Origin of the sequence: Klebsiella sp. 2019SCSN059, assembly GCF_021739525.1 — a bacterium.
GTDB lineage: Bacteria > Pseudomonadota > Gammaproteobacteria > Enterobacterales > Enterobacteriaceae > Klebsiella > Klebsiella quasipneumoniae.
The window spans coordinates 45,914-66,472 of the sequence record NZ_JAKKOM010000014.1; the positions used below are offsets into that span (position 1 = coordinate 45,914).

Consider the following 20,559-nt stretch of genomic DNA (forward strand, 5'->3'; position numbering starts at 1 on the left):
AATCCTGTTGCGCCGTTATTTTGCCGGGTGGCGGCTACGCCTTATCCGGCCTGGAGGGTCCTCTCACAGGCTGACACATCGTAGGCCCGGTAAGCGCAGCGCCACCGGGCGATGACAGCAGGCACGGAGCCACTTTTATGCCGGGTGGCGGCTCCGCCTTACCCGGCCTACGGGGTCCTCTTACAGGCTCATACCTCGTAGGCCAGTAAGCACAGCGCCACCGGGCGATGACAGCAGGCACGGAGCCAGTTTTATGCCGGGTGGCGGCTCCGCCTTACCCGGCCTACAGTTCCCTCTCACAGGCTCATACCTCGTAGGCCCGGTAAGCGCAGCGCCACCGGGCGATGACAGCGGGCACGGAGCCGTTTTTATGCCGGGTGGCGGCTGCGCCTGACCCGGCCTGGGGTTCGTGCGACCTGTCGTTAATTTATTCACCAGCCTTGCTGAAACTGCCGGTGCTGGCGGCCTCAAAATCGCTGAGACGTTCCCGGAAGGCCGGGGCAGCCCGCATGGATGCGGGCTGAGGGCCGTGTTTTGCACGGACGCTGCCTCGGCCCGACCCGAAGCCTGCAGGGATAAGTCGAAGGGACCACACAGTGGCGATTTTGCTGGCCGGAGCCCGGGGGTACAGGGGGCGGCGGCGACTGGCCGCCCCCTGTGCGCTCCCTGCACCGTAAGAGACATAACGCAGAAAATTAACCGGGAGCGCAATATGCGCTGACGCCACACGTGATAAACGCTTTTCCCGGATGAGAAAGTGGCAACCGATGCAGCTTATCCCCCTGTCGTGCGCCAGACCGTCCCCCGACGTCCCCTACCCCTTTAACTTCGGATCCAGCGCATCGCGCAGGCCATCTCCCAGCAGATTAAACGCCAGCACGGTCAAGAAAATCGCCACCGCCGGAAACAGCGCCACATGCGGAGACATCACCATATCCGCCCGCGCCTCGTTGAGCATGGCCCCCCACTCCGGCGTGGGCGGCTGCGCGCCGAGACCGAGAAACGACAGACTGGCCGCCGAAATAATCGATACCCCAATGCGCATGGTGAAATAAACCACGATTGACGACACCGTCCCCGGCAGGATGTGGTGGAAGAGGATGGTGGCATCGCTGGCGCCAATGCTGCGCGCCGATTCAATAAAGGTCTGCTGCTTTAATACCAGGGTGTTGCCGCGCACCAGCCGGGCGAACGCCGGGATCGAGAAGATCGCCACGGCGATAATCACGTTGGCCATCCCGCTGCCCATGACGGCGACCACCGCGATCGCCAGCAGGATCCCCGGAAAGGCGAACAGCACGTCGCACAGACGCATAATCAGCCGGTCCCACCAGCCCTCATAGTAGCCGGCCAGCAGCCCAAGCACCGTACCGATGGCCGCGCCAATCAGCACCGCCAGCACCCCGGCGGCCAGCGAGATCTGCGCGCCCACCAGCACCCGGCTGAAAATATCACGCCCCAGCGAGTCGACGCCGAACCAGTGCACCAGCGAAGGCCCCTCGTTAAGCCGGTCATAGTCAAAATAATTTTCCGCATCGTACGGCGCTATCCATGGGGCGACGATGGCCACCGCAATCAGCAACAGCACAAAAATACCGGCGCCCATGGCCACCGGCTGACGCCGAAAGCGCCGCCAGAACTCATGCCAGGGGGTATGGATCTCGCCGGGCCTGATGCCCGGCATGGCGTTCAGCGCCGCCTGCCTTCTCCAGTTAAGCAATCGCACCTTACTTATACCTGATAGCCGGGTTTATGGCCGCGTACAGCACATCCACCACTAAATTGATAAGAATAAACTCCAGCGAAAAGAGCAGCACTTCCGCCTGAATCACCGGGTAATCGCGCATTTCTACCGAATCGACCAGCAGTCGTCCCAGCCCCGGCCAGTTGAAGACCTTCTCCACGACGATCGAGCCGCCGAGCAGAAAGCCGAACTGCAGCCCCATCATGGTGACGACCGGGATCATCGCATTGCGCAGACCATGCTTGAGCACCACCCGCGTTTCGCTCACCCCTTTCGCCCGGGCGGTACGCATATAGTCTTCATGCAGCACATCGACGAACGACGCGCGGGTAAAGCGCGCCATCACCGCCGCCACCGCCGCGCCAAGGGTCAACGACGGCAAAATATAGTGCCGCCAGCTGTCGGCGCCCACCGTCGGCAGCCAGCCCAGCTCAACCGAAAACACCTGCATCAGCAGCATACCGAGGGCAAAGGCCGGAAACGAAATGCCGCTCACCGCCAGCGCCATTCCCAGACGGTCAGGCCAGCGATTGCGCCACACCGCCGCCGCGATCCCCGCCGCCATGCCAAACAGCACCGCCCAGCTCATGCTGGCCAGCGTCAGCCACAGGGTGGGCATAAAGCGGCTGGCTATCTCACTGGCAACGGGACGCCGCGAGGCCATGGACATGCCAAAATCGCCGCGCAGCACGTTGGTGATGTAGTGCCAAAACTGGACATGCAGCGGCTGGTCAAGCCCCAGCTGCTGGCGCACCATCGCCACCACCTGGGCGTCGGCTTCCGGTCCGGCAATCAGCCGCGCCGGATCGCCGGGCAGCATATGGACGAAGAGAAATACCAGCACCGCGACGATTAGCAGGGTGGGGATCAGCCCCAGCAGGCGCTTAATCACATAGTTGAGCATCGTACCTCCACCACCCGCCCCGCGGAAAAACCGCCCTCCTCCCACCCGTGCCGGAGGGCATCATCTCGACCTTCACGGTGTTAAATCTGCCTGTTCGAAGCTAAAGCCGGTGTCCCGCTGGATATAGAAGCCGGTGAGATTCTTGCTGTGGGCAGAGACCAGTTTCTCCACCACCAGCGGCACCCACGGCGACTCTTTCCAGATAATATCCTGCGCCGCTTTATAGAGTTTGGTTTTCTCTTGCGGATCGGTGGTTTTCAGCGCCTCGCTCAGCGCGCTATCCACCTGCGGGTTGCTGTAAAAGGCGGTGTTGAACAGAGTCGGCGGCCAGTTTTGGGAAGCAAACAGCGGCGACAGCGCCCAGTCGGCTTCGCCAGTGGAGGCGGACCAGCCGGTATAGAACATCCGTACCCCGCTCTCTTTCTGCCCTTTACCTTCCACTTCCGCCGCCCGCTGACCGGCGTCCATCGCCGTCACCTGCGCCTTAATGCCCACCTGCGCCAGCTGCTGCTGGGTAAACTGCAGCACTTTCTGCGCGGTGCTGTGGTTATGTGACGACCACAGCGTCGTGCTAAACCCGTTGGGGTAGCCGGCCTCTTTCAGCAGCTGGCGCGCTTTCGCCGGATCGTAAGGCCACGCGGGGTAGCTCTGGGCGTAGGCAATCGACGGCGGCACCACGCCGGTCGCCGGGGTGGCATAGCCGGCAAACGCCACCTTGACCAGCGCCTGGCGGTTGATGGCGTAGTTGATCGCTTCGCGCACCTTCGGATTATCGAACGGCTTCTGCGTCACGTTCATGCTGATGTAACGCTGCATGATCGACGGACTGGCCACCAGCTCCAGTTTGCTGTTTTTCGCCAGCAGCGGCGCCTGCTCATAGGGGATCGGGAAGGCGAACTGCGCCTCGCCGGTCTGCAGCATCGCCGCCCGGGTATTGTTATCGACCACCGGTCGCCAGGTAATGGAATCCAGCTTCGGCAGCCCCGGCTGCCAGTAGCCATCGAACTTGCTGACCTTCACGAAGTCGGTCTGGTTCCAGGTATCGAGCTTATACGGCCCGGTGCCCACCGGGTGGAAGCCGATATCTTTGCCATATTTTTTCAGCGCCGCCGGCGAAATCATCGCCGTCGCCGGATGGGCGAGAATATTAATAAACGCCGAGAACGGCTGCTTGAGGGTAATTTTCACCGTGGTCGGATCGACCGCCTCGGTGCTGGCGATATTTTTATACAGGTTATAGCGCTTAAGATGGTTTTCCGGGTTGCTGGCGCGGTCGAGGTTAGCCTTGACCGCCTCGGCGTTAAAGTCGGTGCCATCCTGGAATTTCACCCCACTGTGCAGCTTGATGGTGTACACCAGGCCATCCGGCGACACGGTGTAGCTCTCGGCAAGGACATTTTGCAGCTTCATCTCTTTATCAAGGCCGAACAGGCCTTGATAAAAGGACTTCGCCACCGCCTGCGACAGGGTATCGTTGGCATCATAGGGGTCGAGCGTCGTGAAGTTAGACCCGACCGCCACCACCACATCTTTGGCGGCAAAAGCGGGGGCGCTCGCCAGGGCCGCCGCGATACTCAGCGCCAGCCACCATTTGCGTGAAACAGGTTGTGTCATCGTGTTCTCCTGAAAAGGTGCGTTATGTGTTGTTATGCTCTGCCCAGCACATCGGCGGCGTCGCGGGCGACGAAGTGGCCCGGCCCAACCTGCTGCAATGGCGGGCTGGCGATCTCCTCGCCCCGCTTATAAATATTGCCCGGAACGTCATCTGACAGCAGGACCCGTTGCGGATGACGGTAGGCCGGGTCGGCCACCGGTACGGCGGCCATGAGCTTACGGGTATAGGGGTGCTGCGGGTTTTCAAACACCGCGCGGCGCGGGCCGATTTCGACAATCCGGCCGCGATACATCACCGCCACGCGGTGGCTGATGCGCTCCACCACCGCCATATCATGGGAAATAAACAGAAACGCGATGCCCATTTCGCGCTGCAGGTCGAGCATCAGATTGATAATCTGCGCCCGAATGGAGACATCCAGGGCCGACACCGACTCATCGGCAATCACCACCTTCGGATTAAGCGCCAGCGCGCGGGCAATGCAGATCCGCTGCCGCTGGCCGCCGGAAAAGGCGTGGGGGTAGCGCCAGGCATGCTCCGGCTGCAGCCCCACGCGCTTTAGCAGCCAGGCGACCCGCTCGCGCGCCGCCTCCCTGTCCAGCAGGCCATGCACCCGCAGCGGCTCCATAATCGAATCGCCGACCGTCTGGCGCGGATCGAGCGAGGCGTAAGGGTCCTGAAAAATAAACTGAATATTGCGCCGCAGGGACTGCAGCTTGCTGCCGGAGAGGGTATCGATCCGCTGACCATCGAAGGTAATGGTGCCCCCCTGGGTCTCAACCAGCCTCAGCAGCGCCCGGCCGGTGGTCGACTTGCCGCAGCCGGACTCGCCCACCAGCGACAGGGTCTCTCCCGGCCAGAGATCAAAACTCACCTTCTCCACCGCATGCACTTCGCGCGTCACGCGATTGAGCAGTCCGCCGCGCACCGGGAAACGGGCCACCAGATCGCGCACCTGCAGAATAGGCTCCCCCGCCACCACCGTGTCTGGCGTGTCTGTCTCCGCCAGCGGCTGCCCCGGTAGCGGAAAGCGGCGAGGCAGATCCTGACCGCGCATCTCCCCCAGCCGGGGGACCGCCGCCAACAGCGACTGCGTATAAGGGTGCTGCGGGGAACGGAAAATCTCCTCGACGCTGCCGGTCTCCACCGCCTCGCCGCGATACATGACCAGCACCCGATCGGCGATATCGGCCACCACCCCCATGTCGTGGGTGATAAAGATTACCCCCATCGCCATCTCCTTTTGCAGGACGGCGATAAGTTGCAAAATTTGCGCCTGAATGGTGACATCCAGCGCCGTGGTCGGCTCGTCGGCAATCAGCACCGCCGGCCGACAGGAGAGCGCCATGGCGATCATCACCCGCTGGCGCATGCCGCCGGAGAGCTGGTGCGGATAGCGTGAGAGCATCTCTTCCGCCTGGGGAATACGCACCTGGTCGAGCATCTTTTTCGCCGCGCGCAGCGCCTCTTCGCGCCCCAGCCCCTGGTGCAGGCGCAGGGATTCGGCGATCTGCTCGCCGATGGTGAATACCGGGTTCAGCGAGGTCATCGGCTCCTGAAAAATCATCGCCAGATCCGCGCCGCGTACCCGGCGCATTTCGGCCTCCGATTGCTCATTGAGCGCGATCACCTGCCGGTTGCGCCGTCGCAGCCACAGCCCCTCGCTGCTCACCTCGCTGCTGGCGGCGTCAAGCAGACGCATCAGCGCCAGCGCGGTGACCGATTTTCCCGAACCGGACTCCCCGACAATCGCCAGCGTCTCGCTGCGGCGCAGGCTGAAGGAAAGCTGACGCACGGCCTGCACCTCTGGCGCATCCTGCTGGCGGAACGCCACGTTCAGGTTGCGCACCACCAGTACTTCGCAGGTATCCGTTTCGTGAGTTTGCGGCACTCTCCTCTCCCTTGTTCTATTCGCGATAAATGCCAATGGTCGGCGTATCGCCGGCATAGCACCAGGCGCGGTACATGCCTTCGCTGTTAAACGGTAAAACGACGTTGCCTTCGCGATCGACGGCAATCAGCCCGCCGCTGCCGCCGAGGGCCGGCAGCTTCTCCATCACCACCCGCTCGCAGGCGGAATAGAGACTGAGCTGACCGTACTCCATCAGGGCGGCGATATCGTAGGCCGCCAGGGTACGCATAAAGACTTCGCCGGTGCCGGTGCAGGAGACCGCCACGCTGGCGTTGTTGGCGTAGCACCCCGCGCCCGGCAGCGGGCTGTCGCCGACGCGTCCGGGCAGTTTGTTGGTCATGCCGCCGGTGGAGGTCGCCGCCGCCAGATTGCCGGCCAGATCGAGCGCCACCGCCCCGACGGTGCCCATTTTCTGCCGTTCGTCGAGCGGAGCGGCGTGATGGTCAAGGATGATCTCCCCGCCCGCTTTCGCCTCCTGCAGCTGCAGCAGACGCTCGGGGGTGGAAAAGAGATCGTTATCGACGCGCGCCATTCCGTGGGAGAAGGCGAAATTTTCCGCCCCCTCGCCGATCAGCAGCACGTGCGGGCTCTTCTCCAGCACCAGACGCGCCGCCAGCACCGGATTACGTAGATGTTTGACCCCGGCCACCGCCCCCGCCTGCAGGCTGTAGCCGTCCATCACGCAGGCGTCCAGCTCGTGGGTTTGATCGTGGGTAAATACCGAGCCCATCCCGGCGTTAAACAGCGGACACTCCTCCAGCAGACGGACGGCCTCGGTCACGGCATCCAGCGCACTGGCGCCTGCAGCCAACATTTTCTGCCCGCTTTCGACGATAGCCGACAGCGCCGCCACGTACTCCCGCTCCCGCTCCGGCGTCATCTGCGCGCGAGAAATCGCCCCTGCGCCACCGTGAATTGCTATAACCGCCTTGCCCATTTCGCCAGTCCTTAACGATGAAGTGGATAGCCCTCGCCCTGTCGTACCGCGTCGCGGCGCCGGTCACGTCAGGAATAAGGGTATTGATATCATTATATTGCTGAATGCCTTATACAATTTTTGAATATAGAAAGAGCGGCGGTCGATGTAAAGCCTCGTACCCAGGTGGCATACAGCCCGCGCCGCTTTTCTGCCATAATAGGCGTTTTCGCCGTTTTGCCCGCAGGAGTGACCCATGGATTTTACCGCCGGACTGATGCCGCTCGACACAGCCCTCACCCAGATGCTCGATCGTATTACGCCGCTGAGCGCGACGGAAACTGTACCGCTGTTGCAGGCCTTCGCGCGCGTCACCGCCCATGACATTATCTCCCCGCTGGATGTCCCCGGCTTTGATAACGCGGCGATGGATGGCTATGCCGTCCGGTTGAGCGACCTCAACGACGGCGCGGCCCTGCCGGTCGCCGGGAAGGCCTTTGCCGGCCAACCGTTTCACGACGCCTGGCCCACCGGCACCTGTATCCGCATCATGACCGGCGCGCCGGTGCCTGCAGGCTGCGACGCGGTGGTCATGCAGGAAGAGACCGAACAGACCGACGTCGGCGTGCGCTTTACCGCGCCGGTGAAAGCCGGGCAGCATATTCGCCGCCGCGGGGAAGATATCGCCCACGGCGCGGTGGTCTTCCCGGCGGGAACGCCGCTGACGGTAGCCGAGCTGCCGGTGCTGGCCTCGCTGGGCATTGCCGACGTCGAGGTGGTGCGCAAGGTTCGCGTCGCGGTCTTCTCGACCGGCGATGAGCTGCAGCTGCCGGGTCAACCGCTCGGCGACGGCCAGATTTACGATACCAACCGCCTGGCGGTGCATCTGATGCTCGAACAGCTGGGCTGCGAGGTCATTAACCTCGGCATTATTCCTGACGATCCGACGCAACTGCGTGAGGCCTTTATCGCCGCCGACCAGCAGGCCGACGTGGTCATCAGCTCCGGTGGCGTCTCGGTGGGCGAAGCCGACTACACCAAAACCATTCTTGAAGAGCTGGGGGAGATCGGCTTCTGGAAGCTGGCGATCAAGCCGGGCAAACCCTTCGCCTTCGGCAAGCTCAGCAGCAGCTGGTTCTGCGGCCTGCCGGGCAACCCGGTTTCCGCCACCGTCACCTTCTGTCAGCTGGTACAGCCGCTGCTGGCGAAGCTCTCCGGTAAGCACGGCCCGCTTCAGGCGACCCGCCTGCGGGTGCGGGCCGCCGCGCGGCTGAAAAAGTCCCCGGGCCGCCTCGATTTTCAGCGCGGTATTCTGCAGCGCAACCCGGACGGCGAGCTGGTGGTGACCACCACCGGTCATCAGGGCTCGCACATTTTCAGCTCTTTCAGCCTCGGCAACTGCTTTATCGTGCTGGAGCGCGAACGCGGCCACGTTGAAGCAGGCGAATGGGTCGACGTCGAACCGTTCAGCCATCTGTTTGGGGGGCTGTAATGGCCGTGGAGCTGAGCGATGAAGAGATGCTGCGCTATAACCGGCAGATTGTTTTGCGCGGTTTTGATTTTGACGGCCAGGAGCGGCTAAAGGCCGCTCGCGTGCTGGTGGTCGGCCTCGGCGGACTTGGCTGCGCCGCCGCGCAATATCTGGCCGCTGCCGGGGTGGGGCAGCTCACCCTGCTCGATTTCGACACCGTCTCGCTCTCTAATCTGCAGCGCCAGACGCTGCACAGCGACGCCGCCATCGGCCAGCCGAAGGTGGACTCCGCCCGCGAGGCGCTGGCGCGCATTAATCCGCACGTTCATCTGGTGCCGCTCAATGCCTTACTGGACGAAGCGGCGCTGGCGGGGCAGATTGCCGGGCACGATCTGGTGCTCGACTGCACCGACAACGTCGCCATTCGTAACCAGCTCAACGCTGGCTGCTTCCGCCACCAAACCCCGCTGGTTTCCGGGGCGGCGATCCGTATGGAGGGGCAGATCAGCGTCTTCACGTATCAGGAGGGCGAACCCTGCTACCGCTGCCTGAGCCGCCTGTTTGGCGAAAACGCCCTCACCTGCGTCGAAGCCGGCGTGATGGCCCCGCTGGTGGGCACTATCGGTTCCCTGCAGGCGATGGAGGCCATTAAGCTGTTGACCGGCTACGGCACGCCCGCCAGCGGGAAAATCGTGATGTACGACGCCATGACCTGCCAGTTTCGTGAAATGAAGCTGATGCGCCACCCGCAGTGCGAGGTATGCGGTACGCGCTAACGTTTAGCCGCCGGCGAGAGCCGTCGCCGGTGAAGTTGTGACCTCTGCCGTTATTCTATCCCCTGGCGATTATCGCCATCCCGCTTGTTGATTTGTGTCAATATAACTTTCATTCGAAAGTGTTTTTATGTTCATACGCAAACAAGAGGGTAAGCCATGATCTTCAATATCCAGCGCTATTCCACCCATGACGGCCCAGGGATCCGCACCGTCGTCTTCCTGAAAGGCTGCTCGCTGGGCTGCCGCTGGTGCCAGAACCCGGAGAGCCGCGCCCGCAGCGAAGATCTGCTGTATGACCCGCGCCTGTGCCTGGCCGGCTGCGAGCTGTGCCAGCAGGCGGCGCCGGCGGTTATCACCCGCACCCTCGAGGGTCTGATCATTCACCGGCAACACGTTAACGACAGCCATATCGCCGCGCTGCGCGACTGCTGCCCCACCACCGCGCTCACGGTGTGCGGCGAGGAGAAGAGCGTCGAGGAGATCATGGCGACGGTGCTGCGCGATAAACCCTTTTACGATCGCAGCGGCGGCGGCATCACCCTTTCCGGCGGCGAACCCTTTATGAACCCGGCCCTGGCGCAGGCGCTGTTGGAGGCCAGCCATCAGGCGGGTATCCATACCGCGGTGGAAACCTGCCTGCACGTACCGTGGAAATACATTGAGCCGGCTTTACCCTTCATCGACCTGTTTCTCGCCGACCTGAAGCACGTCGACGAGGCCGTTTTCCGGCAGTGGACCGACGGCAGCGCCCGCCGGGTGCTGGACAACCTGCAGCGCCTGGCGCAGGCGGGGAAAAACATCATTATTCGCGTGCCGTTAATCCAGGGATTCAACGCCAGCGAAGCCGACATTACCGCCATCACTGATTTTGCCGCCGACCGCCTGCGGGTCAGCGAAATCCATTTCCTGCCCTACCACACGCTGGGAATGAATAAATACCAGTTACTCAGTCAGCCCTACACCGCACCGGACAAACCGCTGGATGCTCCCGAGCTGCTCGCCTTTGCGCAGGATTATGCGCGGAGCAAGGGGCTAACGGCGATCTTACGAGGATAACCCCTATGACTACCCTGAAACTCAACACCCTCAGCGCCCGTATCCAGGCCCATAAAATGGCGCTGGTGCATATCGTCAAGCCGCCGGTCTGTACCGAACGCGCCCGCCACTATACCGAGATGTATCAGCAGCATCTTGATAAGCCGATCCCGGTGCGCCGCGCCCTGGCCCTGGCTCACCACCTGGCCGAGCGCACCATCTGGATCAAGCACGATGAGCTGATCGTCGGCAACCAGGCCAGCGAAGTGCGCGCCGCGCCGATCTTCCCGGAATACACCGTCAGCTGGATCGAGAAAGAGATCGACGATCTCGCCGACCGCCCCGGCGCCGGCTTCGCGGTCAGCGAAGAGAACAAGCGCGTACTGCACGAAGTGTGCCCGTGGTGGCGCGGCCAGACCGTGCAGGACCGCTGCTACGGCATGTTTACCGATGAGCAGAAAGCGCTCCTCGCCACCGGCATTATTAAGGCCGAGGGCAACATGACCTCCGGCGACGCCCACCTGGCGGTCAACTACCCGCTGCTGCTGGAGAAAGGACTGGACGGCATGCGCGCGAAAGTCGCCGAACGCCGGTCGCGCATCAACCTGACGGTGCTGGAAGACCTGCACGGCGAACAGTTCCTGAAAGCGATTGATATTGTGCTGGCGGCGGTCAGCGACCACAGCAAACGCTTTGCCGCGCTGGCGCGCGAGATGGCGACGGCAGAATCCCGTGACGCACGCCGCGATGAGCTGCTGGCGATTGCCGAAAACTGCGACATCATCGCCCATGAGCCGCCGAAGACCTTCTGGCAGGCGCTGCAGCTGTGCTACTTCATTCAGCTGATCCTGCAGATTGAATCCAATGGCCACTCGGTCTCCTTTGGCCGCATGGACCAGTACCTCTATCCGTACTACCGCCGCGACGTTGAGCTGCAGCAATCGTTGGATCGCGAACAGGCCATTGAGCTGCTGCACAGCTGCTGGCTGAAGCTGCTGGAGGTCAACAAGATCCGCTCTGGCTCGCACTCCAAGGCCTCGGCCGGCAGCCCGCTGTACCAGAACGTCACCATCGGCGGCCAGAACCTGGTGGACGGCCAGCCACAGGACGCGGTCAACCCGCTGTCGTACGCCATTCTGGAATCCTGCGGTCGTCTGCGCTCGACCCAGCCGAACCTCAGCGTGCGCTACCACGCCGGAATGAGCAACGACTTCCTCGACGCCTGCGTTCAGGTGATCCGCTGCGGCTTCGGCATGCCGGCGTTTAATAACGACGAGATCGTGATCCCGGAATTTATCAAGCTGGGAATCGAGCCGCAGGATGCCTACGATTATGCGGCCATCGGCTGCATCGAAACCGCGGTCGGCGGCAAGTGGGGTTATCGCTGCACCGGCATGAGCTTTATCAACTTCGCGCGGGTGATGCTGGCGACGCTGGAAGGCGGCCGCGATGCCACCAGCGGCCAGGTGTTCCTGCCACAGGAGCACGCCCTGTCGAAAGGCAACTTCGCTAACTTCGACGAGGTGCTGGCAGACTGGGACCGCCAGATCCGCTACTACACCCGTAAGTCGATTGAGATTGAGTATGTGGTCGATACTATGCTGGAAGAGAACGTCCACGATATTCTCTGTTCGGCGCTGGTGGACGACTGCATCGAACGGGCGAAGAGCATTAAGCAGGGCGGCGCTAAGTATGACTGGGTGTCCGGCCTGCAGGTGGGCATCGCCAACCTCGGCAACAGCCTGGCGGCGGTGAAAAAGCTGGTTTTCGATCAGGGCGTTATCGGCCAGCAGGAACTGGCGAAGGCGCTGGCGGAAGATTTTGACGGCCTGACCCACGAGCAGCTGCGCCAGCGGTTGATCAACGGCGCGCCGAAGTACGGTAACGATGATGACAGCGTGGACGCGTTGCTGGCGCGGGCCTACCAGACCTATATCGACGAGCTGAAGCAGTATCACAACCCGCGCTATGGCCGCGGCCCGATCGGCGGCAACTATTACGCCGGCACGTCCTCTATCTCCGCCAACGTTCCGTTCGGCGCGCAGACCATGGCGACGCCGGATGGCCGTAAAGCGCACACTCCGCTGGCGGAAGGGGCCAGCCCGGCCTCCGGAACCGACCATCTGGGGCCGACGGCGGTCATCAGTTCGGTAGGTAAACTGCCCACCGGGGCGATCCTCGGCGGCGTTCTGCTAAACCAGAAGCTGAATCCGTCCACCCTGGAAAACGCGTCCGACAAGCAGAAGCTGATGGTGCTGCTGCGCACCTTCTTCGAGGTGCATAAAGGCTGGCATATCCAGTACAACATTGTCTCGCGCGACACGCTGCTGGAGGCGAAGAAACATCCTGATCAGTACCGTGATTTGGTGGTGCGCGTCGCCGGGTACTCGGCGTTCTTTACCGCTCTGTCGCCGGATACCCAGGACGATATCATCGCCCGTACCGAGCATACGCTGTAGCCCTTCAGGCCCGCTGGCGCGACGCTTAGCGGGCCTCCCCTGTCCTGCTGGCCGGGAAAGGCAATGCCGCCTCCCGGCATTTTCTGAATGCGTGAACTTTCATTCGAAATAAATTTGTGCTCCCCATCACATTGTAATTAGAATGTTACTGGTCGAAGTTAAGCCAGGAGCATCCCCTTATGACCGTTAAAGTTATCGTCACCGATATTGACGGAACTTTTCTCAATGACGCCAAAACCTACGACCGCTCGCGGTTTCTGGCGCAATTCGCCCAGCTGCAGCAGCGCGGCATTGAATTCGTTGTCGCCAGCGGCAACCAGTACTATCAGCTGATCTCCTTCTTCCCGGAGATCCGCGAGCAGATCTCGTTCGTCGCCGAAAACGGCGCGCTGGTCTTTGAGCATGGTAAGCAGCTGTTCCACGGCGAACTGACCCGCCACGAATCGCAGGTGGTGATTGGCGAATTACTCAAAGATCCGCAGCTGAACTTCGTCGCCTGCGGCCTGCACAGCGCCTACGTGAGCGATAACGCCCCGGACGCCTTCGTCGACCTGATGTCAAAGCACTACCACCGTCTGCAGCGGGTAAGCGACTATCACGCCATCGACGATACGCTGTTCAAATTCTCTCTGAACCTGCCGGACAGCGAGATCCCGCAGCTGATCGATAAACTGCACGTCTCGCTCGACGGCATTATGAAGCCGGTCACCAGCGGCTTTGGCTTTGTCGATTTGATTATTCCCGGTCTGCATAAAGCCAACGGCATCAGCCGCCTGCTCAAGCGCTGGAACCTGTCGCCGCAGCAGTGCGTGGCCATCGGCGACAGCGGCAACGACGCCGAAATGCTGAAGCTGGTGAAATACGCTTTCGCCATGGGTAACGCCGCCGACAGCATCAAAGCTATCGCCGGATACGCGACCGAAGATAATAATCATGACGGCGCGCTGAACGTCATTCAGGCCGTCCTCGATAACCGCGCTCCCTTCAACGCCTGACCGCTCTCCGGGGCTGCGCGCCCCGGCTTGTCCATTTTGTGCGCCGCAGCAAGATTTTAAACTTGCATTAACTCCATTTTAACTTAAATTAACGTTTGTAAGATTTAACACTTTCGAATGAAAGATACAGCGAGGTTATTATGGCTGCTCTCCCGACCCACGAAACACTCCCCGCCGACCACAAAGCGGCGATTCGCCAGATGAAGCAGGCGCTGCGGGCGCAAATCGGCGACGTCCAGGCGGTGTTCGATAAGCTCTCAGCGCGCATCAGCGAGCGCCTGCAGGAGATTGAGACGCTGAAAGCCGCAGGCCAGGAGGTCTGGCCAACCATTCCGTTCCGCGATATCGCCGAGGGAACCGTGAGCGATGCCCAGCGCGCGGCCATTAAGCGCCGGGGCTGCGCGGTGATCAAAGGCCACTTTCCGCGCGAACAGGCGCTGGCCTGGGATACCGCGATGCTGGAATATCTGGATCTGAACCATTTCGACGAGGTCTACAAAGGGCCAGGCGACAGCTTCTTCGGTACGCTTGAGGCTTCGCGGCCGGAAATCTATCCCATCTACTGGTCGCCCTCGCAAATGCAGGCCCGCCAGAGCGATGAAATGGCGGCGGCGCAGTCCTTCCTTAACCGCCTGTGGCGCTTTGAGCAGGACGGCAAGCGCTGGTTCGATCCGGACGTCAGCGTCATTTACCCCGACCGCATTCGCCGCCGTCCGCCGGGAACCACCTCGAAAGGGCTGGGCGCGCATACCGATTCCGGTGCGCTGGAGCGCTGGCTACTCCCCGCCTACCAGCAGGTCTTCGCCAACGTCTTTAACGGTCATGTCGACGCTTACGATCCGTGGGACGCCGCGCACCGTACTGAAGTGGAAGAGTACACTGTCGACAACACCACCAAGTGCTCGGTGTTCCGCACTTTCCAGGGCTGGACCGCGCTGTCGGATATGATCCCGGGTCAGGGACTGCTGCACGTGGTGCCGATCCCCGAGGCGATGGCCTATGTGCTGCTGCGCCCGCTGCTTGACGATGTGCCGGAGGATGAGCTGTGCGGCGTCGCGCCGGGCAGAGTGCTGCCGATCTCTGAGCAGTGGCACCCGCTGCTGATCAAAGCCCTCAGTTCGATCCCGGCGCTGAACGCTGGCGATTCCGTCTGGTGGCACTGCGACGTCATTCACTCGGTGGCGCCGGTGGAAAATCAGCAGGGCTGGGGCAATGTGATGTACATTCCGGCGGCGCCGATGTGCGAGAAGAACCTCGCCTACGCGCAGAAAGTGAAAATCGCTCTGGAAAAAGGGGCCTCGCCGGGTGATTTCCCGCGCGAGGACTATGAGGCCAGCTGGCAGGGGCGCTTCACCCTGGAGGATCTGAACATCCACGGCAAACGGGCGCTGGGTATCGCGGTTTAATCGTCATACAGCCCCTGCGGCTCCACGGCGGTATGGCCTTTGCCCGGCCGGATCCGCCGTACCGAATCACGCACCACCAGCGTGCCGTGCAGCAGCAGCGAACCGTGCGGCGCCTCCGGGCGCAGCAGGCGCTGCTGCAGGAGGTGCACCGCCTCGCTGCCCAGCTCATCCCGCGGCACATGCACTGCGGTCAGCGGCACCTCCTGGATCGCCGCCAGATTAAACCCGTCGATGCTCATCACCGAGACATCCTGCGGCACCCGCAGGCCGCGCTTTTGCAATGCGCTGACCGTGCCGGCGGCCATAAAATCGCCGCCCACCAGGAAAGCGGTGGGCAACGGCTTGCCCTGTAAGCCATCAAGCCAGGCCCCCACCTGCTCTTCGGTCTCTCTGGCGCTAAAGTTGGCGACGCTGATGAGATCCCGGCTGGCGGTAAAGCGCAAATTGCGCGCGCGCCACGCCTCCTGGATCCCCCCCAGCCGCAGCTCCATGGTATAGCGGCGCAGGCACATGACGTTCATCACCACGCGATGCCCCATATCAAACAGATAGCGGGCGGCGCACAGGCCAATCAGACGATGATCGGGGGCAATGGACGGCAGCCGCATCCCTTCATCCCGACAGTTGATCAATACGCAGGGTTTGCCCAGGTCCGCCGCCAGGCCATGAATATGCGGATCGTCGATCCCCAGCAGCACCGCGGCCTGGGTCTCCGCTTCGTTCATGCGGGCAAGAAACAGATTGGCGTCGCTGTCGTTCTCGTCCAGCGCGCAGTAGCGCAGGCGCACTTCATGCGCCGCCAGCGCGTTATTGATGCTCTGGATCACCCGGTAGTAGAAGATATCCGACCGCTCATCGAAGGCGCGCTGTGGGGCAAACACCAGCAGATTATTGAGCAACAGACGTCCGGCGGCCAGCCCCTGCATGACCCCCAGCTCGCGGGCGCACTCCAGCACCGCCCGGCGCGCCTTGTCGCTGGTATTCGCCTTCCCGGCCAGGACGCGCGAAACGGTACTGGCCGACAGCCCGGTGCGGGCGGCGATTTCGGCGACGCGCAGCTTTTTATCCATTTTGTGATCCAGCTCCGATTGGAAAATGAAAGAATTTTCATAATCGCCAAAGCGCTACCTGTAAGCAAATGACAGCGCAAAATTTGAGATCCCGGTCATTTCATGAAAAAACTTGCATAAATAGCGCTTTGCCCGACGTTTTTTCTCCCTTAGCCTGAATTGGTCCAACATCTCCCATACTAGTTATACCAATGGTGTTGAGATAAAAAAATAGACTATTCAAATAGTTAACAACACTACGTGACCGCTCACGGATTGAGAACGTCACTTTCCCCCTACTAACGTCATGTGGAGTGTGCTATGAGTCAAGGCCTCAACAATGATATCGCGGTCAGCAAAACGCGCCGGGTGGTAAAAAACCTGCGCTGGTGGGTGCTGGTCCTGTTTTTACTTGGCGTCACTGTCAACTACATCACACGCAACTCGCTGGGGATTATCGCCCCGGAACTGAAAGCGACGCTCGGTATCACCACCGAACAATATTCCTGGATCGTCGGCGCGTTTCAGTTGGCTTACACGATTTTCCAACCGCTCTGTGGCTGGCTTATCGACGTCATCGGCCTGAAGCTCGGGTTTATGATCTGCGCCACCCTGTGGGCGCTGGCCTGCATCGCCCACGCCGGGGCCGGCAGCTGGCTGCACCTGGCTATATTGCGCTTCTTTATGGGCGGGGCCGAGGCGGCCGCCACCCCGGCCAACGCCAAGACCATCGGCGAGTGGTTCCCGAAGTCTGAACGGCCAATCGCCGCCGGCTGGGCTGGCGTCGGGTTCTCCATCGGCGCCATGCTCGCCCCGCCGATCATCTACTTCGCCCATGCCTCCTTCGGCTGGCAGGGGGCGTTTATGTTTACCGGCGCGCTGGCCCTGCTGTGGGTGGTGCTGTGGTGGGCCTTCTATCAGAACCCGGAAAAGCACCCCAATCTCAGCAAAAGCGAGCTCGAGTACATCAAGCAGGATAACGAAGCGCCGCCGGTGAAACAGCCCTTCTTTACCGCACTCAAAACCGTCTCGAAGAATAAACGTTTCTACGGGATCGCCATTCCCGCGTTTATGGCCGAGCCCGCCTGGGCGGTGCTGAGCTTCTGGGTACCGCTGTACCTGGCCAAAGAGCACGGCATGGATCTCAAGCAGATTGCCATGTTCGCCTGGCTGCCGTTCCTTGCCGCCGACCTCGGCAGCGTGGTCAGCGGCTACCTCACCCGCCTGTACGTTCGCTGGTTCGGCTGTACGCGAGTCAACTCGGTGATCGCCAGCTCGGTGACCGGCGCGTTTTTGATGATCTCCCTGGCCCTCGTCGCTATCACCCGCGATCCCTATATCACCATCGTCCTGATCTCCATTGGCGGCTTCGGGCATCAGATCATCTCCTGCATGCTCAGCGCGCTGGTGGTGGAGTCGTTCGACAAGGGACAAATGGCGACGGTGAACGGTATGCGCGGATCCGCGGCGTGGATCGCCAGCTTCCTGTTCTCGTTATTAATCGGGGTGACCGCCGACAAAATTGGCTTCAACCCGCTGTTCATCGCCATGGGTTTCTTTGACCTGATTGGCGCCGTTTTCCTGGTGGCATTTATTGCTGAACGTCGCGCCAAGCGCGCCTGAGAGTGGATGTAAGATATGAAGACGTTGAAACACTGGAGTTTACATCAACAGCTGGAGCATCACGTTGAACTGACGGTCGATGGCCAGCACACCCTGTGCCTGTACGTACTGGAAGAGAATCTATTCCGCGTGCTGCTGAAACGCCAGGGCCAGCTGGCGCTGGATCGCACCTGGAGCATCGCTCCGCAGCAGGATGTGCCGTGGGAAGGCCGCGCCCGGGATGACCTCAGCGGTTTTAGTCTCCCGGCCTGGCAGCTGACCCAGGAGGGCGATACGCTGACCATCGCCACCCGCCAGCTGCGCGTCACCGTCCATCAGCCGCTGTGGCTGGAGTGGAGCTATCGCGACGATGCCGGGGAATGGCAGCAGCTTGCCAACGACCGTCCCACCAGCGCCTATCTGGCCAATGCCCACGGCGACGGCGTCGCCCACTATCTGAGCCGCCGCAAAGACGAGCGTTTCTATGGCCTGGGCGAAAAGGCCGGCGACCTGCAGCGCACCGGTAAGCGTTATGAAATGCGCAACCTTGATGCCATGGGCTACAACGCCGCCAGCACCGACCCGCTGTATAAACATATTCCGTTCACCATCACGCAACGCAGCGACGTTAGCTATGGCCTGTTTTACGACAACCTGAGCAGCTGCTGGCTGGATTTGGGTAACGAAATCGACAACTATCATACCGCCTATCGCCGCTGGCAGGCGGAAGCCGGCGATATCGATTACTACCTGTTCACCGGTAAACAGGTGCTGGATGTGACCAAAGCCTTCGTCCGTCTGACCGGTAAAACCCTGTTCGGGCCCAAATGGAGCCTCGGCTACAGCGGCTCGACCATGCACTATACCGACGCGCCGGATGCGCAAAATCAGCTGATGAACTTCATCCGCCTGTGCGATGAGCACGCTATTCCGTGCGATTCGTTCCAGCTCTCTTCCGGCTATACCTCGATTAACGGCAAGCGCTACGTCTTTAACTGGAACCACGACAAGGTGCCGCAGCCGAAAGTGATGAGTCAGTCGTTCCACGACGCCGGGCTGAAGCTGGCCGCCAATATCAAACCCTGCCTGCTGCAGGACCATCCGCGCTATGGCGAAGTGGCGGAGCGCGGTCTCTTCGTGCGCGATTCGCAAACCGACGCTCCGGAGCGTTCCAGCTTCTGGGACGATGAAGGATCGCATCTCGACTTTACCAATCCGCAAACCGTGGCCTGGTGGCAGGAAGGGGTCACCAGCCAGCTGCTGGAGATGGGCATTGATTCGACCTGGAACGATAATAACGAGTATGAGGTGTGGGACGGCGAAGCGCGCTGCTACGGCTTTGGCCGCGAAATCGCCATCAAGCATATTCGCCCGGTGATGCCGCTGCTGATGATGCGCGCCTCGATGGAGGCCCAGCAGCGCTTTGCGCCGCAAAAGCGCCCGTATCTCATCTCCCGCTCCGGCTGCGCCGGGATGCAGCGCTACGTCCAGACCTGGAGCGGCGATAACCGCACCAACTGGGATACGCTGCGCTATAACATCCGCATGGGGCTGGGCATGAGCCTTTCCGGGCTGTTTAACGTCGGCCACGACGTCGGCGGTTTCTCCGGCGATAAACCGGAGCCGGAGCTGTTCGTGCGCTGGGTACAAAACGGCGTGATGCACCCGCGCTTTACTATTCATTCGTGGAATGACGACCAGACGGTCAACGAAGCCTGGATGTATCCGGCCGTCACCCCGGCCATTCGTTCCGCTATTGAGCTGCGCTACCGCCTGCTGCCCTATTTGTACACCCTGCTGTGGCAGGCGCATGCTGACGACGAGCCGATGCTGCGCCCGACCTTCCTCGATCATCAGCACGACGCGCAGACCTTCGCCGAATGCGATGACTTCCTGCTGGGGCGCGATCTGCTGGTGGCCAGCGTGGTCGAGCCTGGCGCCCGCCAGCGTGAGGTGTGGCTGCCGGATAATCAGGCCGGATGGTACGATTTCTACAGCCACCAGTGGTTCGCCGGCGGCCAGTGGGTCACCCTCGACGCGCCGCTGGAAACGCTGCCGCTGCTGGTACGCGCCGGGGCCGGACTGCCGCTCAGCGAGCGCATCCGTCATGTTGCTGCGCAACAGGACGATCGCCGCGAACTGCAGCTGTTCCCGCTGAAAGGCGTCGGGACCACTTCGGGTCTGCTGTTTGAGGATGACGGCGAAAGCTGGGGCTATAAACAGGGCGATGCGCTGTGGCTGGAGTGGGAAATGGCGTGCGACAGCAGCACTATCAACCTGAAGGTCAACGCCCGCGGCAATTATCGCCCGGCGTGGAAAGCGCTGAAGCTGTCATTACCGGCGGGAGAAAAACGCAAACTGCTGGTGAATGGCGTCGAAGGAACGGAGTGGAGGCTCTGAGCATATGCCGGGCGGCGGCTTACGCCTCGCCCGGCCTGGATTTAATAATGTTCCCGGATGGCGCTACGCTAATCCGGGCTACAAACTGGTGGCCTCAAAATCCCCGGTGGCGCTACCGCTTACCGGGGCTACAGCACTGTGCGGTTTGGTAGCCCGGGTAACGGACAGTTTCAGTAACCATGGGTACAAGATAGAGCTCTTAAGCTCACAATGGCACGGACCGTAGGCCGGATAAGGCGCAGCCGCCATCCGGCGCGAAAGTGGCTCTTTACCCG

General features: G+C 61.5%; 14 protein-coding genes. 8 read left to right on the top strand and 6 right to left on the bottom strand.

Annotated elements, in window-relative coordinates:
- Positions 1-814: 814 nt before the first annotated feature.
- The 5 genes from gsiD to iaaA all read right to left on the bottom strand — a co-directional run bounded on the left by gsiD (position 815) and on the right by iaaA (position 7,112).
- On the bottom strand, positions 815-1,726 hold the full coding sequence (gsiD, locus tag L2I46_RS15885) for a glutathione ABC transporter permease GsiD (protein WP_023288969.1): 912 nt from the start codon (positions 1,724-1,726) through the stop codon (positions 815-817).
- Between the two features lies 1 nt (position 1,727).
- The gene (gene gsiC / locus L2I46_RS15890) at positions 1,728-2,648 is read right to left on the bottom strand and encodes a glutathione ABC transporter permease GsiC (RefSeq protein ID WP_004886274.1); all 921 of its coding nucleotides are present in this window, start codon (positions 2,646-2,648) and stop codon (positions 1,728-1,730) included.
- Between the two features lie 72 nt (positions 2,649-2,720).
- The gene (gene gsiB / locus L2I46_RS15895; protein ID WP_236948028.1) at positions 2,721-4,262 is read right to left on the bottom strand and encodes a glutathione ABC transporter substrate-binding protein GsiB; all 1,542 of its coding nucleotides are present in this window, start codon (positions 4,260-4,262) and stop codon (positions 2,721-2,723) included.
- Between the two features lie 32 nt (positions 4,263-4,294).
- Positions 4,295-6,154 carry a glutathione ABC transporter ATP-binding protein GsiA gene (gsiA, locus tag L2I46_RS15900; RefSeq protein ID WP_236948029.1) on the bottom strand — a complete coding sequence of 620 codons (1,860 nt, stop codon included), beginning with the start codon at positions 6,152-6,154 and terminating at the stop codon, positions 4,295-4,297.
- Positions 6,155-6,170: 16 nt separating this feature from the next.
- Entirely contained in the window at positions 6,171-7,112 is a 942-nt protein-coding gene (gene iaaA, locus L2I46_RS15905) for a beta-aspartyl-peptidase (protein ID WP_060592325.1), read from the bottom strand.
- Positions 7,113-7,347: 235 nt separating this feature from the next.
- On the opposite strand from iaaA, the gene moeA reads away from it, so the two are divergent.
- The 6 genes from moeA to L2I46_RS15935 all read left to right on the top strand — a co-directional run bounded on the left by moeA (position 7,348) and on the right by L2I46_RS15935 (position 15,233).
- Positions 7,348-8,583: a molybdopterin molybdotransferase MoeA gene (gene moeA / locus L2I46_RS15910; protein WP_050532939.1), complete on the top strand. Its 1,236-nt coding sequence runs from the start codon at positions 7,348-7,350 to the stop codon at positions 8,581-8,583.
- Complete coding sequence (gene moeB, locus L2I46_RS15915) at positions 8,583-9,338, top strand: molybdopterin-synthase adenylyltransferase MoeB (RefSeq protein ID WP_023288964.1); 756 nt, start codon at positions 8,583-8,585, stop codon at positions 9,336-9,338. Before moeA ends, moeB begins: the two co-directional genes overlap by 1 nt.
- Before the next feature lie 156 nt (positions 9,339-9,494).
- Positions 9,495-10,394, top strand: a complete 900-nt coding sequence (locus L2I46_RS15920) for a glycyl-radical enzyme activating protein (RefSeq protein WP_032455231.1) — start codon at positions 9,495-9,497, stop codon at positions 10,392-10,394.
- 5 nt (positions 10,395-10,399) lie between these two features.
- The gene (locus L2I46_RS15925) at positions 10,400-12,832 is read left to right on the top strand and encodes a formate C-acetyltransferase/glycerol dehydratase family glycyl radical enzyme (RefSeq protein WP_048334507.1); all 2,433 of its coding nucleotides are present in this window, start codon (positions 10,400-10,402) and stop codon (positions 12,830-12,832) included.
- 179 nt (positions 12,833-13,011) lie between these two features.
- Positions 13,012-13,827, top strand: coding sequence for a Cof-type HAD-IIB family hydrolase (locus L2I46_RS15930; RefSeq protein WP_236948030.1), 816 nt, complete (start codon positions 13,012-13,014; stop codon positions 13,825-13,827).
- A gap of 140 nt (positions 13,828-13,967) precedes the next feature.
- Complete coding sequence (locus L2I46_RS15935; protein WP_044521849.1) at positions 13,968-15,233, top strand: DUF1479 domain-containing protein; 1,266 nt, start codon at positions 13,968-13,970, stop codon at positions 15,231-15,233.
- On the opposite strand, the gene L2I46_RS15940 is transcribed toward L2I46_RS15935, so the two are convergent.
- Positions 15,230-16,303, bottom strand: coding sequence for a LacI family DNA-binding transcriptional regulator (locus tag L2I46_RS15940; protein ID WP_050533138.1), 1,074 nt, complete (start codon positions 16,301-16,303; stop codon positions 15,230-15,232). The two genes, L2I46_RS15935 and L2I46_RS15940, sit on opposite strands and share 4 nt — an antisense overlap.
- A 300-nt stretch (positions 16,304-16,603) precedes the next feature.
- Here L2I46_RS15940 and L2I46_RS15945 point away from each other — a divergent pair, with 300 nt between their 5' ends.
- Together L2I46_RS15945 and L2I46_RS15950 are read left to right on the top strand one after the other, a co-directional pair.
- Positions 16,604-17,905, top strand: a complete 1,302-nt coding sequence (locus tag L2I46_RS15945; protein ID WP_004886240.1) for an MFS transporter — start codon at positions 16,604-16,606, stop codon at positions 17,903-17,905.
- Positions 17,906-17,920: 15 nt separating this feature from the next.
- Positions 17,921-20,284 carry a glycoside hydrolase family 31 protein gene (locus tag L2I46_RS15950; RefSeq protein ID WP_048297124.1) on the top strand — a complete coding sequence of 788 codons (2,364 nt, stop codon included), beginning with the start codon at positions 17,921-17,923 and terminating at the stop codon, positions 20,282-20,284.
- Positions 20,285-20,559 lie beyond the last annotated feature (275 nt).